Annotated in this window: 11 protein-coding genes and 1 pseudogene; 1 reads left to right on the top strand and 11 read right to left on the bottom strand. The window is 64.6% G+C overall.

From position 1 onward, the window contains the following. Positions 1 to 63: 63 nt before the first annotated feature. The 3 genes from ABID59_RS19500 to ABID59_RS19490 form a co-directional block, all read right to left on the bottom strand. Positions 64 to 582, bottom strand: a complete 519-nt coding sequence (locus ABID59_RS19500; protein WP_354031830.1) for a P-loop nucleotide/nucleoside kinase family protein — start codon at positions 580 to 582, stop codon at positions 64 to 66. 125 nt (positions 583 to 707) lie between these two features. Continuing rightward, positions 708 to 1,199: a septal ring lytic transglycosylase RlpA family protein gene (locus tag ABID59_RS19495; RefSeq protein ID WP_354031829.1), complete on the bottom strand. Its 492-nt coding sequence runs from the start codon at positions 1,197 to 1,199 to the stop codon at positions 708 to 710. A 408-nt stretch (positions 1,200 to 1,607) separates the two neighbouring features. After that, the gene (locus tag ABID59_RS19490; protein ID WP_354084423.1) at positions 1,608 to 2,048 is read right to left on the bottom strand and encodes a GNAT family N-acetyltransferase; all 441 of its coding nucleotides are present in this window, start codon (positions 2,046 to 2,048) and stop codon (positions 1,608 to 1,610) included. Between the two features lie 269 nt (positions 2,049 to 2,317). Between ABID59_RS19490 and ABID59_RS19485 the strand changes: the two genes are divergently transcribed. Next, complete coding sequence (locus ABID59_RS19485) at positions 2,318 to 3,082, top strand: outer membrane protein (RefSeq protein WP_354084422.1); 765 nt, start codon at positions 2,318 to 2,320, stop codon at positions 3,080 to 3,082. Positions 3,083 to 3,118: 36 nt separating this feature from the next. Here the strand turns inward: ABID59_RS19485 and ABID59_RS19480 are convergent. The 8 genes and pseudogenes from ABID59_RS19480 to ABID59_RS19445 all read right to left on the bottom strand — a co-directional run. Further along, positions 3,119 to 3,299: pseudogene (locus ABID59_RS19480) on the bottom strand (ABC transporter substrate-binding protein); the annotation flags it as partial. A gap of 16 nt (positions 3,300 to 3,315) precedes the next feature. Then, positions 3,316 to 3,891, bottom strand: coding sequence for an HdeD family acid-resistance protein (locus ABID59_RS19475; RefSeq protein ID WP_354084421.1), 576 nt, complete (start codon positions 3,889 to 3,891; stop codon positions 3,316 to 3,318). A gap of 129 nt (positions 3,892 to 4,020) precedes the next feature. Continuing rightward, entirely contained in the window at positions 4,021 to 5,544 is a 1,524-nt protein-coding gene (locus ABID59_RS19470) for an FAD-dependent oxidoreductase (protein WP_354084420.1), read from the bottom strand. 155 nt (positions 5,545 to 5,699) lie between these two features. Then, positions 5,700 to 6,527: a 3',5'-cyclic nucleotide phosphodiesterase gene (locus ABID59_RS19465; RefSeq protein ID WP_148752115.1), complete on the bottom strand. Its 828-nt coding sequence runs from the start codon at positions 6,525 to 6,527 to the stop codon at positions 5,700 to 5,702. A gap of 215 nt (positions 6,528 to 6,742) precedes the next feature. Further along, a complete protein-coding gene (locus tag ABID59_RS19460; RefSeq protein ID WP_354084419.1) occupies positions 6,743 to 7,621 on the bottom strand; it encodes a transglutaminase family protein in 879 nt (292 codons plus the stop codon). Then, positions 7,618 to 10,140 carry a circularly permuted type 2 ATP-grasp protein gene (locus tag ABID59_RS19455; protein ID WP_354084418.1) on the bottom strand — a complete coding sequence of 841 codons (2,523 nt, stop codon included), beginning with the start codon at positions 10,138 to 10,140 and terminating at the stop codon, positions 7,618 to 7,620. Before ABID59_RS19455 ends, ABID59_RS19460 begins: the two co-directional genes overlap by 4 nt. 27 nt (positions 10,141 to 10,167) lie before the next feature. After that, positions 10,168 to 13,437 carry a transglutaminase family protein gene (locus ABID59_RS19450; RefSeq protein ID WP_148752118.1) on the bottom strand — a complete coding sequence of 1,090 codons (3,270 nt, stop codon included), beginning with the start codon at positions 13,435 to 13,437 and terminating at the stop codon, positions 10,168 to 10,170. A 166-nt stretch (positions 13,438 to 13,603) separates the two neighbouring features. Further along, positions 13,604 to 15,127, bottom strand: coding sequence for a UxaA family hydrolase (locus ABID59_RS19445; protein ID WP_354084417.1), 1,524 nt, complete (start codon positions 15,125 to 15,127; stop codon positions 13,604 to 13,606). Positions 15,128 to 15,158 lie beyond the last annotated feature (31 nt).

The following is a 15,158-nucleotide window of genomic DNA, read 5'->3' as shown; positions in this document are numbered from 1 at the left end:
GATTTTGAACAGATGATGACGGGGTTGGCGCGGACAAAATGTCGCCGTGGGGCGGAACCCAGCTCAACCGGTTTCGTCGCGAAGATAGATCTCCATCCGTTCGAGCAGATGATCGATCGAATCACTGGCGGTATCGAGCACCAGATGATCGCGATCCCATGGTTCATAATGGCGACTGACGATGTCGTGCCAGCTCGGCAGCTTGAGGCCGGCGATGTCGGACGTGCGCGCTTCCGCGCGCTGCCGGTGCAGAGCCACGTCGCTGCAGATCACTTCGATCTCGGCGATGCGCGCTGATGCTTGCATGGCCGTTTGCCGCCAACCATCACGGCTCGCCGGCACCGGATTGACGCAATCCGCGACAACCACGCGGCCGAGCCGCAGGTTCTCGGCCGCCAGTGCATTGGCGATGACGTAGCCCATCGGGCCGACATCATGGCCCGCCGCGCGCAGCGTCTGCTCGATCGCATCGACGCGGATGTAGCTCGCTGCAAACCGTCTCGTCAGCTCGCGTGAGAGCGTGGTCTTCCCGGTGCCGGGAAGGCCGCCGAAAACGATGAGGGTGGGTTGCCGGCTTGCCATGCCTCATCATCCATCGGCATGCTGCGGCCTGCAATGGGCGACGCAGAGCAACGGTCTCAAAGAAAGCAAAGCCCACGGCGGCATGATTCCAACCCGTTGTGCTGCGTCTCCTTCGGCTACAACGTTCAGCCGACCGGCCCAGGAGTCCAATCGTCGCCGGACAGCGGCCTGACTGTGACGTGAGGAAGGACTCCAAGCTCCATGCTCGGGTCGAAATGGCGCATCGTCCGCTCGTTGAGATCGATGATGCGGCCGGGCCTGAGCGGCCCCACGTCATTGATCTTGACGATGACCTTCTTGCCGACGGCCTCGACGAGCGCAAATTTCGGTCTCGCGCCGAACTGAACCCCGCCAAATTTCTGACGCAAGCCCGTCTTGATGGCGGCTGTCCAGACTGAGGGATCATAACGCTCGCCGGAGGCCGTTCTCGGGCCACCCTCCTCCTTGCCAGGCTTGAACGGATTATATGTCGATGCTGCGCCAACGATCACATCTCCACGGGCGGCATCGACGACGGTGCTTGAATGAACCCCACTTGTTTCACTGCGGGCAACGGTCACAGAAACGGCAAGCGCAACCAGGGCGCCGCAAATTGCGGCGCTCGAGCGGAACACCATTATATCTCCTTTGATTTTTCGTGCGGTTCCCGATGCCGCAGAACATGGCCAAGCGAACGCGTCAGCGTTTTTCGACTTGCGCCAGTCTCTTGCGGATTCGTGCCACCCCTGGCTTGCGGAACCGTTGCGAGAACCTGAGCGGTTCCGCATCGACTTTCGTTATCGCTGTCTAAGACAGGGAATGAGTCAGCAACATGACACCTGGAGCGATGAGTCTTGATCCCCGGAGTCTTACGTGCTCAGCGGTGAGGGCTCATCGCGCAACGCCCGTGAGAACGGCAATGGCGCGGAACTTCGGGACATCTGCATATCACCCCGCCGCGCTTTGATCAGCTCCTTGCCGATTGCGGCGAGGTGGTCCGGACCGTCGCCGATGCGGATGAAGCGGCTGCGGACTCGTACGGAATTCTACAAGCTGCGCGTTAGAACCCGCTCTCCGTTTGCGAGCATCGCATCAGTCTCAACGAATCCGATCGAACGATAGAAGTCTAGCGGACCGCCATCGCCGAGCACGACGCTCGTCTGCATTCGTCGGTAGCTGGCATCGCGGAGAAGATTGATCAGCTGCGTAATCGCCTGTTTTGCGTAGCCCATCTTTTGGTGGTTATGGTCGATCATCAACCGCCAAAGATAGGCAACTTCCGTCTCATCGGCTGGCTTCCACATCACGAAGCCAACCGGCACTTCGTCTGCGTAGACTGCCCTGAAGATGGCTCGCGGCTCGAAATATGCTTGCGCTATTGAGAGTGCGTTGGGGGCGACAAAGCGCTTCTGCTCCTCGCTCGTTTCCAAGGCGCAAATCACCCGCACGGTTGCAGCGGTTATCTCGCGGAGGGTTATCATGGACATCACGATGCGGATTTCCGGTTTGTTGCGATTAGCCGACAGGACAACGCACCATGGGCCGTTAGGCTTGGGGCCAAGCGCAGCCCATATGTCGTCGGCTCGACAGATGTCCGAAAAGTCCGCTGAGTGACGCCCCGGGCCGTGTAACAACGCAGCAACAGAGTTTCAAATACGTCTCCTGATGGGAGAATGAAAAGACGTGCGCTCGGTGGGATCTGGTATATCCAATAGCTGGATTTTTACTTCGAGCGTTTTTGATGAATGGAGGCTGCATGTCTTTTCGGATTTTCAGCGGTATTGCGCTGGTTGCACTCGCGGTATCCGCCACGGCGGCCCAGAGCGCCGATCTTGGCACGCGGGCTTACACCAAGGCACCGATGGCGCCGGCTCCAATTTCTGTTTGGAGTGGCTGCTACATCGGCGGAAATGTCGGCGGAGGCTGGGACCGCCAAGACTATACCAATGTCAATCCCCATCGGCTGCCAAACTTCGACTTAGGGTCAGAGCGCAATTCCGGCGTGCTCGGCGGCGGTCAGGTGGGTTGCGATTACCAGGTTGGATCATGGGTGATCGGCGCCCAAGGCATGTTTGAAGCTGCTGACCTTCGCGGCAGCAACCATGTGGTGCCTGGAGCCGCCGATCCCCAATTCCCGAACGTTTTCGACCTCAGCGCAAAGACGTCCTGGATTACGACTGCGACCATGCGCGTCGGCTATGCGGTGCTCCCGCAGGCCCTCATCTATGTCAAGGGCGGCGCTGCTTGGACCCATGCAAAACTTGACTACACGATCACCGGAATGGGTGTCTCAAATAACTCGGGTGCGGAGACACGGTCAGGTTGGGACATCGGAGGCGGTCTCGAATATCTCTTTGCGCCGAACTGGTCGGTATTCGTGGAATACAATCACATGGATTTCGGTACGCAGACGCTGAACACGCAAGATGCGTTTGGTTTCATCGAGCCTATTCGCGTTAGCCGCCGGATCGATACCGTCATGGCGGGCGTGAATTTTAGGTTCGGGCCGTGGGGTAGGTAAGCAGCACGGCGCGAAGAGCGCGCGCCTTTGCCCACCCTACGATTCCACCCCTGATGTCCCGCGCAGCAATTCGCTCGCCACGATCCAGTCGTTGCCGTCGAACTGGAGCATATAGCGGGCGGAAATCCTGCGGCGTGGTGTTGAGCGTGATGCCGCGCAAGAGCAGCGACAGCGGCACGCTCTTCAGGCTGGAGGCCTGCGCCATGATGTTTTCGCGTCGCGTTGCTGACGAGCTAGTGGCGCCGCCGCAGGCTGAGGCCCAGGCTGATCCAGCCGGCACCGGCCATGATGAGATCGATGCCGAGGAACAGGCCGAGGATATAGACGCTGTTGACCGGCCAGCGTGCCAGGATCAACAGCCCGAGCAGCAGCGTGACGATGGCCGACAGCGCCACCCAGACCCACGGGCTTTCGCGCTTCATGCTGAAGGCGAGAAACAGCCGCACCGCGCCCGAGGCCAATAGCGAGGCGCCGAGGAACAGGGTCAGCAGCGCTGCTGCAAACAACGGGTTCTCGAAGGTCAGGAAGCCCGCGATGATGTAGAGCGCGCCGAGCAAGGCCCAGAGCACGAACTTGCCCCAGCTCTTCATCTGGAAGGCGCCGATCACCTCGGTGAACCCTGCGACGATCATCATGGCGCCGACCACGATCACGCTTGCGACCGTCGCCATCACCATGCTGCCGAGCGCGACGAAGCCTGTGACGAGATAGACGACACCGAGGGCGACGATCCAGCCCCATTTGGCGTGCAGCGCGGCAATGCCCGAGCCCAGGCCGAGGTTGGGAGAGGTATCCGAAGCGCTTGTCATGACGGCCACTCCTGCATGTGAAGCCCCAGCGCACAGCGCAGGATAGCACCGATCGCGCCGGGACGACAGCCAGCCGAGCGGCCCCTGCGGGAGCCAACATTGAGGTAAATCAACCTCAAATGCGGCGCCTCACCCGCGCGCCCGCTCCATCTCGAGCTCGGCCTTGAGATCGTCGAGATCGCGGTTGATCGAGGCGACGGCCAGCACGCGGCCGGCCTTGATATATCGCAGCATGCAATCCCGTTTGGAGATGCTGCCGTCGATCTCAATGTGGTCGTAGCTGTCGGCGTGGCCCAGATAATTGATGACGACGTCAAAATGCTGGCTCCAGAAGAACGGCACGGCGTCGAAGCGCTCGCGCTTGCCCATCATGTTGCGCGCCGCGGTCTGGCCCTGCCGCTCCGCCACCACCCAGTGCTCGACGCGGATGGTTTGCCGCGAATGCGGATCGGGCCAGCGCGCGATATCGCCGGCGGCGAAGATTCCGGCGACGCTGGTCTCCAGATATTCGCTCACGCTGACGCCCCGATCGGCTGCGAGCCCTGCGTGCTCTGCCAGCGCAAGGCGCGGCTTGACGCCGATGCCGACCACGACGAGGTCGGCCTCGATCACGGCGCCGCTCTTCAGCGTGGCGCGGGTACCGTCGATTTTCTCCACGGTGTCGTTCAAGTGGAAGCTGACGCCGTTCTCCTCGTGAACCTTGCGGATGAAATCGCCCATCTCGGGACCGAGCACCTTCTGCATCGGCCGCTCCTCCGGCGCGACCACATGGACCTCGAGCTTGCGCGCACGAAGCGACGCCGCGACCTCGAGGCCGATGAAGCTCGCGCCGATCACGAGCACGCGCTTCGCGCTGCCCGCCGCCTTGATGATGGCACGGCTGTCGGCCACGGAGCGTAAGGTGTGGACATGCGGCTGATCGGCGCCGGGGATCTGGAGCTTGACCGGCTCTGCGCCGGTCGCGAGCAGCAGCCGGTCGAACGGCAGCTTGTCGCCATTGCCGAGCGTCACGCTGCGCGTCTTCGGATCGATCGCCGAGACGTTGGTGTTGAGCCGGAGATCGATGCTGGCATCCCCATAGTAGTCCTCGGGGCGCAACGGCAGATATTCTTCCGGCGCATTGCCGGCGAGATAGTCCTTGGACAGGTTCGGCCGGTCGGTCGGCATCGCGCCGTCACTGCTGAGCATCGTGATGCTGCCGGCAAAACCCTCGCGCCGGAGCATCTCGGCCGCCGCAAAACCGGCCCCGCCGCCGCCGACGATGACGAATTTTTCCGGAGTTGGTGCGGTGCGGTGGGATGCCGAAGGCTTCGGCATATCGCGCTTGCGCTGGACCATGATCCTGTCCTGATCGCGCGTCACCTCCCACACTGTCAGCGTATTGAGTGCCGGCGCACGCGTCGCCTCGCCGCTGCGAAGTGAGAAGCAGGCGTGATGCCAGGGACAGCGGATAGTGTCGCCGACCACCAGCCCTTCGGCCAGCGGACCATGCCAATGGCTGCATTCGGGCTCGATTGCAAACACATCGCCGGCGGCGTGCACCAGCAGGACGTCCTCCTCGCCGACATGCCCGAGCAGCTTACCATCCTTGAACTCGCGCAACGACACGCCCCTGGTCAGGTCGGGTCCGCCCGGCTTCTTGTCCTCGGTCATGGTCATCTCCCTGGCACCTCAACGCGCAGCTCAGGATTGGACGACGGCGACAGCGAAAAGTTCCTGCGATCGCGAAAATCAGGCTTTGGCCGCTCAGGATTCAGAAGCGCCGGCGGCGGCGCTTTCCGCTTCGCTCCATGCGGGCTACAAGAGCCCTACTTCTGCGGTCCGGATAGCGATATCTCGCGTTCGGCCCGGAACACGTTGCTGTAGAGATTGGCGATCCACTGCCGGCCGATCTCGGTCTTGTTGAGATAGCCGATCTCGGTCTGGATGTGCGGCGCGACGCTGTTCCAATAGAATTGCGGATAGCGGTTCACGATGTCGGCGGGCGAGTCGTAGCCGAGTTGGCGGTTCATGCCGACCTCCTCGAACTCGTAATAGAGTGCATTTGCCTTGCGCAGATAGTTGGGATCGCCGAGCTGCCCGATGAAGTCGGCGGCGCGCAGGATCGACGCCTCGTCGTCGTATTCCTGGCCCTCGCGGGCCGGGAAGCGCGTCCCCTCGATGGCGCGGGCGATGCGTTCAGGATCAAGCCCCGGAATGTGCCGCAACCGCCGCGTCACATAGAGCTTCGAGCGGTCGACGTGATACGTCATCAAGCTGGCGTCCGACGCACCGCGCGGCAACGAGATCTTGGTGTCGGCAGCATCGATCACGAAGCCGTCGATGTCATCCTCCTCGAACAGGCCGCGCACATAGCCGATATCGTGGGCGAGGCAGGCGATCAGGACGTGGACGTAGTCCTCAGCCGTCAGGTGGGTATGGAGGCTTCGGCCGCTGAGGATGGAATGGCCCGCCAGCGTCACCAGCATCGTATGCTCGATGTTATGGTAAAGGGCATCGCTGTTGCCGATGCATTCCATCGCCGTGCGGGTTGCGCTCTCGACTATACTCGCAGCGCTCTCGTCATACCGACGCCGCATGAACGTGCCCAGCAGCTTCTCCAGGGATTCAGCTGCCAGTCGCGGTAACGTCATCATGGATGCAGCCCCGTCCGTCGGTGGTGTCCCACGCTAGCCTCCTGACGCCTCATACTCGCCCTCGACGCAGGCTCAGCATAGCCCAATCTGGGGCGACTGGCCAAACCCGGGAGTGAAAACACGGAAATATGTTGCAGTTGTGCTCCGCGATATCGCGGTTGCGGTGAATGCTCGACACATCCCTGGCGGGCGTCGCCGGGACGGCAAAACCGCAATCAGTCCACCAGCTGCACGTCCACGGCGACGCCGAGCTTCTGCTTCGGGGAGCCGACGATGATGCCGTCCACCGGGGACACATCGGAGAAGTCGCGACCGACCGCCAGCACGATGTGGTCATTGGCGACCAGGAGATCGTTGGTCGGATCGAAATCGACCCAGCCGAGCTCCGCGCCGCACCACAGCGACACCCAGGCGTGCGTGGCATCCGCGCCCTGCAAGCGCGGCTGCCCTGCCGGCGGAATGGTGCGTAAGTAGCCGCTGACATAGGCGGCAGGCAGGCCGAGCCCGCGCAGCCCCGCGATCATCACATGGGCAAAATCCTGGCAGACGCCGTGGCGCTTGTCGAAGACCTCGTCGAGCGGCGTCGAGATCGCCGTCGCCTTGGGGTCATAGCGAAACCCGGTGCGGATGCGATGCATGAGATCGACCGCACCCGCGAGGATGCCCTTTTCAGGCACGAAGCTCTCGGCAGCATAGGCACTGACGGGACGCAGCACCGGCACCAGCGGGCTCGCAAAGACATAACCGACCGGCGAGGACGGCCCGAGGCTTGTCGCTTCAAACGCGAGGTCGCGGATGCTCTCCCAGGATGGGCTCGCGGCATCGCGCGCCGGCGGCTTCCGCGCGACGGAGACGCGCGAGCGCGAGTCGATGCGTAAATTGCGATGCGCGGCCTCGATCACGATGCTCTCGGTCAGCGTGCCGAAGAAATCGCGGCGGACGTGGCGCTCGGACGGACGCGGACGGATCTCGATCTTGTGCGAGATCAGCTCCTGGCCGTTGCCGTCCCTCGGCTCAAGCCGCAGCGTGCAGCGGGCGAAGCTGACCGGGCTCTCGTACCCGTAAGTCGTGACGTGCCGGATGTCGTAGATCACGCCAGCCCCGTCAGCTTTTCCGGCCGGCTCGCATTGGTGCCGTGCGGGAAATAATGCAACCCGATCGCTTCGGCGAGGCTGAGCAGATCCTGCTCCAGCGCGAACAAAGTCTTGACCTCGAGCTTCTCGGCTTCGGCGGTCGCCAGCATGGACTGCACCGCCACCGCAAGCCGCTGCGGCTGCTCGATCAGGCCATGCTCCTTCAGGCTCGGCAGTGCCGCGATATGCTCGTTCAGCGTCGTCACCTGGAACGCCACCGACCGCGGATTGTAGGGATCGAGCACGGCGAGGTCGCGCACCGGCGCCAGGATCGGCGCCAGCAGGTAGCGCGAGCGGTAGGTGATCTGGGAATCCACCAGCGTCAGCAGGATGTCGAGGTCCTCGTCGCCAGCCTCGTCATAGGCAAACTGTCGGGCAAAACGCGCGGTGTTGATGGCGCGCTCGGTGCGGCGGCCGATATCGAGGAAGCGCCAGCCGGCGGCGCGGTTCATGTTCTCCTGCGCGAGGCCTGCGAAGCTCGCAAGCTCCTGCAAGGTCAGCTCGGCCGCGCTCAACACGCTGTCGTCGTCCTCGACCTCGTAGGAGAGCCGATCGGCCATCTCGGTGATGACCTGCCAGGCATCGGGCGACAGCCGCTCGCGCAAGGAGGTTGCGGTGCGCTGCGCCGCGCGCACCAGCGACAGCGCCGAGCCGAAACGCGCCTCGCTCTGCAAGGCTTCGGCGACGATGCGCCCCGGTGCCGTGCGCGAGGTCTGCGAGATCGCACCCCAGGTCACCAGCAGGCGCTGGATCCGTTCGGCCGATTGCAGCGAGGCCGCGGTGCCCTTGTTGGGTCCGCTCGGCGAGCCCAGCGCGCGCACCAGCCGCAGCGTCGCTTCGGCGCGTTCGAGATAGCGGCCGAGCCAGAACAGATTGTCGGCAGCGCGGCTCGGCAGCACGCCGGCGATCCGGCGAATCCGGACCTTGTCTGTCGCCGGCAGCAGCGACGCGGTCGAGACCTTCTTGTCCGAGACCACCCAGACGTCGGCGGCACGCGCGCCGTCCCCCATCGACACCGCACGCGCATCGGCCTGCTCGGCGATCCGGCAGAACCCGCCGGGCATGATGGCCCAGCCGTCGGGCGTTGCCGCAGCAAACACGCGCAGCACGAAGGGGCGCGGCATGATCTGCCCCTGCTCCCACACCGGCATGGTGGACAAGCGCACCACCTCCTGGCCGACATAATCCATGCCGCGGGCGCTGATGGCATCGACCAGGCGCTGACGTCCGGCGGCATCGAGCCCGCTCGCCAGCACCGGGCCGTTGCTGTCGAAGCCGGGCACGCCGCGCCGGTAGGCACCTTCGATCGCGACCTCGTCGAGCCGCGACAGCACCTCGTCGCGCGCCGAGCGCTGGCCGCACCACCAGGTCGCGATGTGCGGCATCTTCAGCTCTTCGCCGAGCAAACGGCGGCTCAAGGCCGGCAGGAAGCCGAGCAGCGCCCTCGCCTCCAGCACACCGGAGCCCGGCATGTTGGCAACGACGATGCCGTCCTTGCGCAGCACATCGATCAGGCCGGGCACGCCGAGATGCGAGGAGGCATCGAGCTCGAGCGGATCGAGCGAGTTGGAATCGACACGGCGGAGCAATACGTCGAGCCGCTTCAGCCCCGCGACGGTGCGAATGTGGATGCGATTGTCACTGACGGCGAGATCGTCGCCCTCGACCAAGAGGAAGCCGAGATAGCGCGCCAGCGTCGCGTGCTCGAAATAGGTTTCGCTGAAACTGCCGGGCGAGAGCACGCCGATCCGCGGCTCGTCGCGATCGGCGCGCGCGCGAAGGCTATCGCGAAACGCCTCGAAGAACGGCGCGACGCGCGGCACATTCATCGACTTGTAGAGATCGGAGAAGGCGCGCGACAGCACCAGGCGGTTCTCCAGCGCATAGCCCGCGCCTGACGGCGCCTGCGTGCGGTCGCCGAGCACCCACCAGCGGCCATCGGGCCCACGGCCGACATCGGCGGCATAGAGCGAGAGGTAGCGCCCGCCCGGCGGCGGCACGCCGCAGACGGGACGGAGGTATTCGGGACTGCCGGCAATCGCGCCGGCCGGCAGCGCACCTTCCGCGACCAGCCGGCCTTCGCCATAGATGTCGCGCAGCACCAGCTCCAAAAGCTCGGCGCGCTGGGTGATGCCGGCGGAGAGCTGCTTCCAGTCGGCCTCGTCGATCAGCAGCGGCAGATGGCTGAGCGACCACGGCCGGTCGGCGCTGTCGCCGGGCGCGCGGTAGGTGACGCCGGCCTCGCGGAGATGGCGGTCGGCCATGCCGAAGCGCCGCTCGACCTCGTCGGGCGCCAGCGTGCCGAAGGCATCGAAGAAGCGGCTCCAGACCGCGCGCGGGGCGCCGTCGGGCCCCAGAAACTCGTCGGGGATGCCGGGCAGGCGGCGATAGTCGCGGACCCATTGCGCGAGGCGGCGCTGACCTTCTCGCTGACCCTGCGCCTTACCCGCCTTGTCCTGTTCGGCTGCGCCCTCGCCCATGCGCCTCTCCCTGCCCCACCATCATACTCATTGCAGGAGCGGTGTCCGCAAGTCGAGGGTCAGCGGGAATTCATTTGTGCGTTCCTCGGGCGGGGGCTGCATGGGGCCGGGCGTATGGCCGTGGTCCTGGAAGCGCGCCAGCCGCCGCGCCTCGGCCTCGTAGGTGTTGACCGGCTTGGTGTCGTAGCTGCGGCCGCCGGGATGGGCGACGTGATAGACGCAGCCGCCGAGCGAGCGGCCGTTCCAGGTATCGATCAGGTCAAACGTCAGCGGCGCATGGACCGGAATGGTCGGGTGCAGGCCGGAGGCCGGCTGCCAGGCCTTGAAGCGGACACCCGCCACGGCTTCCCCCGAGCGTCCGGTCGACGTCATCGGCAGGCGGCGGCCGTTGCAGGTCACGACATGGCGGCCCTCGACGAAGCCGTCGGCCTTGACCTGGAGCCGTTCGACGGACGAGTCGACATAGCGCACCGTGCCGCCGGCCGAGCCCTCCTCGCCCAGCACGTGCCAAGGCTCCAATGCCTGGCGCAGCTCCAGCGTCACGCCGCCATGATGGATGCGGCCGAAGGCGGGGAAGCGGAATTCGAGCTGGGCCAGATACCATTCCGGCTCGAACGGATAGCCCGAGCTCTTGAGCTCGGAGAGCACGTCCTGAAAATCTTCCCAGATGAAATGCGGCAGCATGAAGCGGTCATGCAGCGCGGTGCCCCAGCGCACGAACTTGCCTTGTTGCGGCTCGCGCCAGAATTTTGCGATCAGCGCCCGGATCAGGAGCTGCTGCGCCAGCGACATCCGCGGATCCGGCGGCATTTCGAGCGCGCGGAATTCGACCAGGCCGAGCCGGCCGGTGGGGCTATCCGGCGAATAGAGCTTGTCGATGCAGATCTCGGCGCGGTGGGTGTTGCCGGTGATGTCGACCAGCAGATGCCGGAACAGCCGGTCAACCAGCCACAGCGGCGTCTGATAGCCCGGCGGCGGCACGTGCGAGAGCGCGATCTCGAGCTCGTAGATGCTGTCGTGGCGGGCCTCGTCGATGCGCGGCGCCTGGCTGGTCGGGCCGATGAACAGGCCGGAGAAGAAATAGGACAGCGACGGATGCCGCTGCCAGTACAGCACCAGGCTCTTCAAAAGATCGGGGCGGCGCAGGAACGGCGAATCCTGCGGGCTGGAGCCGCCGACCACGACGTGGTTGCCGCCGCCGGTGCCGGTGTGGCGGCCATCGACCAGGAAGCGGTTGGCGCCGAGGCGTATCTTGCCGGCATCCTCATAGAGCCCGACGGTGATGTCGACCGCCTCGCGCCAGTTCTTTGCGGGCTGAACGTTGACCTCGATGACGCCGGGGTCAGGCGTCACCTTGATGACCTCGATGCGCGGATCGAACGGCGGCGCATAGCCCTCGACATGGACCTGGAGCTGCATCTCCTCGGCGGTGGCTTCGACCGCCGCGATCATCTCGAGATAATCCTCGATACGCTCGACCGGCGGCATGAAGGCGCAGATCACGCCGTCGCGGACCTCGATCGACAGTGCCGTGCGGACGGGGACGGACGTATTGAGCTTCTCGGGCGCGACCCGCGGCGACGCTGTCGGGCGCTCCGGGAGTGTGAACACCGGCAGCTTGCCGCGCGCCTCCAGCGGGTCCTGCTCGACGATGTAGGGATATTCACTGGGCGGGACGTAGCCGAGCGAACCGATCGGCAGGCGCAGGCCGAGCGGCGAATCGCCCGGCATCAGGAACAGATGATTGCGCCGGAGCTGCCAGCGCTCGCTGCGCCAGCGTGGCGGCGCGTTCCAGCGCTGCACCGGCAGCACGAAACCGCGTGGCTTGCGGAGGCCCTCATCGAACACCCGCGCCATGCGCGCGCGTTCCTCCGGATTGGACAATTTGGAGTCGGACGGATCGACGTTGACGGGAAGATCGGCCTCCTTCTGAAGCCAGTAGACGGTGTCCTCATAGGCCGGAATGACATAGCCGGGATCGAGCCCGAGCCGTGCCGCCGTGCCCTCCATGAAGTCTTCGGCGTCCTCGGTCACGGCGAGCTTGGGCTTCTCGATCCTGGCGATGAGGTCGCCATTCTTCCAGATCGGCACGCCGTCCTTGCGCCAGTACAGGCCAAAGGCCCAGCGCGGCAGGCTTTCGCCGGGATACCATTTGCCCTGGCCGTAATGCAGCAGGCCGCCCGGCGCGAATCGATTGCGCAGACGGCGGATCAGATCGTCGCCGAGCGCGCGCTTGGTCGGGCCGACCGCTTCCGTATTCCACTCCGCCGCTTCGAGATCGTCGACCGAGACGAAGGTCGGCTCGCCGCCCATGGTGAGCCGCACGTCCTGCGCAGCGAGATCGCCGTCGACCTGCTCGCCGAGATCGTTGAGCCGCGTCCAGGAGTCATCGGAGAACGGCTTTGTGATGCGCGGCGCCTCGCGGATGCGGCGGACGCTCATGTCGAAGGCAAATTCGACCTCGGCAAAGCCCGCGCCACCGGAGATCGGCGCGGCCGAACGATAATGCGGCGTGGCGGCAACTGGGATGTGCCCCTCGCCCGCGAGCATGCCCGAGGTCCCATCAAACCCGATCCAGCCCGCGCCCGGCAGATAGACCTCGGCCCAGGCGTGCAGATCGGTGAAGTCGTTCTCCACCTCCGGCGGCCCCTCGATCGGATCGATGTCGGGGCGGATCTGGATGAGATAGCCGGACACGAAGCGCGCGGCGAGGCCAAGATGGCGGAAGGTCTGGATCAACAGCCAGGCGGAGTCGCGGCAGGAGCCGGCGCAGGATGTGAGCGTCTCCTCCGGCGTCTGCACGCCGGGCTCCATGCGAATGACGTAGTTGATCTTCTGTTGCAGTTCCCTGTTCAGATCGACCAGGAAATTGACGGTATTCGGGGCCTCGCGCGGGATCGAGGCGAGATATTTTGCGAATGCGGGATCGGGCTTGATGATCTCGAGATACGGCGCCAGCTCGGCCTTGAGGTCTTTCGGGTATTCGAACGGAAAGCTGTCGGCGTAAGGTTCGACGAAGAAGTCGAACGGATTGACCGTGGTCATCTGTGCCGTGAAATCGACTTCGATCTTCAGCTCGGTCGTTTTCTCCGGGAAGACGTAACGCGCGATCCAGTTACCTAGCGGATCTTGCTGCCAGTTCACGAAGTGATTGGCCGGCGTGACCTTGAGCGAATAGCTCAGGATCGGCGTGCGCGTGTGCGGCGCCGGCCGCAGACGGATGGTCTGCGGTCCCAGATCGATCGGGCGGTCGTATTTGTAGTGCGTGACGTGGTGTAATGCGACGTAGATCGACACGGGGTGCGGTGCTCCAGCAGCTTTTTTGAGCAGAACACCGCTGGTGACCTCGATCAAGCATTAACAACGGGCAGACCGTGCCTATGGTAAGGGCGAATGGTGAGTGGCGAATGGCGAATTGCCGGGGGATCGCTCTATTCGCTACTCCCTATTCGCTATTCGCCCCTCACATCGTCGCGCCCAGCACCCAGGGCGCGAACTCGGCACCGCCGAAATCAAAGCTTTCGCTCTTGGTCGGCTGGCCGGATGCGGTCTTGAGGATGAGATCGAAGATACGCTGACCGCACTCCTGCACGCTCTCCTCGCCTTCGAGGATGGTGCCACAATTGACGTCCATGTCCTCTTCCATGCGCTTGTACATGGGCGTGTTGGTGGCGAGCTTGATCGAGGGCGCGGGCTTGCAGCCGAACACGCTGCCGCGGCCGGTGGTGAAGCAGACGAGGTTGGCGCCGCCGGCGACCTGGCCGGTGGCGGCGACCGGATCGTAGCCGGGCGTGTCCATGAACACGAAGCCGCGCTTGGTCACCGGTTCGGCGTAACGCACCACGTCGACCAGATTGGTGGTGCCGGCCTTCGCCATCGCGCCGAGCGACTTTTCCAGAATCGTGGTGAGGCCGCCAGCCTTGTTGCCGGGGCTCGGATTGGCGTTCATCTCGGCGCCCTCGCGCTCGGTGTATTCGTCCCACCAGCGCATGAGATCGACCAGCTTCTCGCCGACCTCGCGGCTGACCGCGCGGCGCGTGAGCAGATGCTCGGCGCCGTAGGTCTCGGGTGTCTCCGACAGGATCACGGTGCCACCGTGACGGACGATGAGGTCGCTCGCCGCGCCCAGCGCCGGATTGGCCGACACGCCGGAATAGCCGTCCGAGCCGCCGCATTGCAGCGCCACGGTCAATTCACTCACCGGCACGGACTCGCGCTTGACCTTGTTGGAATCCGCAAGAGCTTCGCGCACGAAGGCGATGCCGGCCTCCACCGTCTTGCGGGTGCCGCCGACCTCCTGGATGTCCATCGCGCGCAGGCGGCCGGCGAGCTTCTGCTCTTCCATGAGCCCACCGATCTGGTTCACCTCGCAACCGAGGCCAAGCACGATGACGTGGGAGAAATTAACGTGCCGCGCGTAGCCGCCGAGCGTGCGGCGGAGCAGCGCCAGCGGCTCGTTCTGCGTCATGCCGCAGCCGGTCTTGTGCGTCAGCGCGACGACGCCGTCGACATTGGGGAAATCGGCCAGCGGATTGTCGCCGGTGAAAGGATTCTTCTTGAAGACGTCGGCAACGAGACCCGCGACATGCGCGCTGCAATTCACCGAGGTGAGGATGCCGATATAGTTGCGCGTGGCGACGCGGCCGTCCGGGCGGCGGATGCCCTCGAAGGTCGCCGGCAGGTCGAAATTCGGCGTCGGCTTGACGTCGGCGCAATAGGCATAGTCCTTGGCGAAATCGCCCATGCCGATGTTCTGCACGTGCACGTGCTGGCCCGGCGCGATCGGAATGGTCGCAAAGCCGATGATCTGACCGTAGCGGATGACAGGCTCGCCCACTGCGATCGGCTTGATCGCGACCTTGTGGCCGGAGGGAATGCGCTCGACCGTGGTCACGCCGTCAGCCACCAGTGTCCCCGGCGGCAGGCTCGCGCGCGCGATCAGCACGCCATCAGCGGGATGCAGGCGGATGACGGGGCTGATGGTCATGGGTATCTCCTGTATCGAAACTATCGTGCCC

Origin of the sequence: Bradyrhizobium sp. S3.3.6, from assembly GCF_040546905.1 — a bacterium.
Lineage (GTDB): Bacteria > Pseudomonadota > Alphaproteobacteria > Rhizobiales > Xanthobacteraceae > Bradyrhizobium > Bradyrhizobium cytisi.
This window is presented reverse-complemented; position numbering and strand designations above follow the sequence as displayed.

Coding starts and splice junctions, on each gene's coding strand:
- ABID59_RS19500 (WP_354031830.1), bottom strand. CDS start 582: ATGGCAAGCCGGCAACCCACCCTCATCGTTTTCGGCGGCCTTCCCGGC.
- ABID59_RS19495 (WP_354031829.1), bottom strand. CDS start 1,199: ATGGTGTTCCGCTCGAGCGCCGCAATTTGCGGCGCCCTGGTTGCGCTT.
- ABID59_RS19490 (WP_354084423.1), bottom strand. CDS start 2,048: ATGTCCATGATAACCCTCCGCGAGATAACCGCTGCAACCGTGCGGGTG.
- ABID59_RS19485 (WP_354084422.1), top strand. CDS start 2,318: ATGTCTTTTCGGATTTTCAGCGGTATTGCGCTGGTTGCACTCGCGGTA.
- ABID59_RS19475 (WP_354084421.1), bottom strand. CDS start 3,891: ATGACAAGCGCTTCGGATACCTCTCCCAACCTCGGCCTGGGCTCGGGC.
- ABID59_RS19470 (WP_354084420.1), bottom strand. CDS start 5,544: ATGACCGAGGACAAGAAGCCGGGCGGACCCGACCTGACCAGGGGCGTG.
- ABID59_RS19465 (WP_148752115.1), bottom strand. CDS start 6,527: ATGATGACGTTACCGCGACTGGCAGCTGAATCCCTGGAGAAGCTGCTG.
- ABID59_RS19455 (WP_354084418.1), bottom strand. CDS start 10,140: ATGGGCGAGGGCGCAGCCGAACAGGACAAGGCGGGTAAGGCGCAGGGT.
- ABID59_RS19445 (WP_354084417.1), bottom strand. CDS start 15,127: ATGACCATCAGCCCCGTCATCCGCCTGCATCCCGCTGATGGCGTGCTG.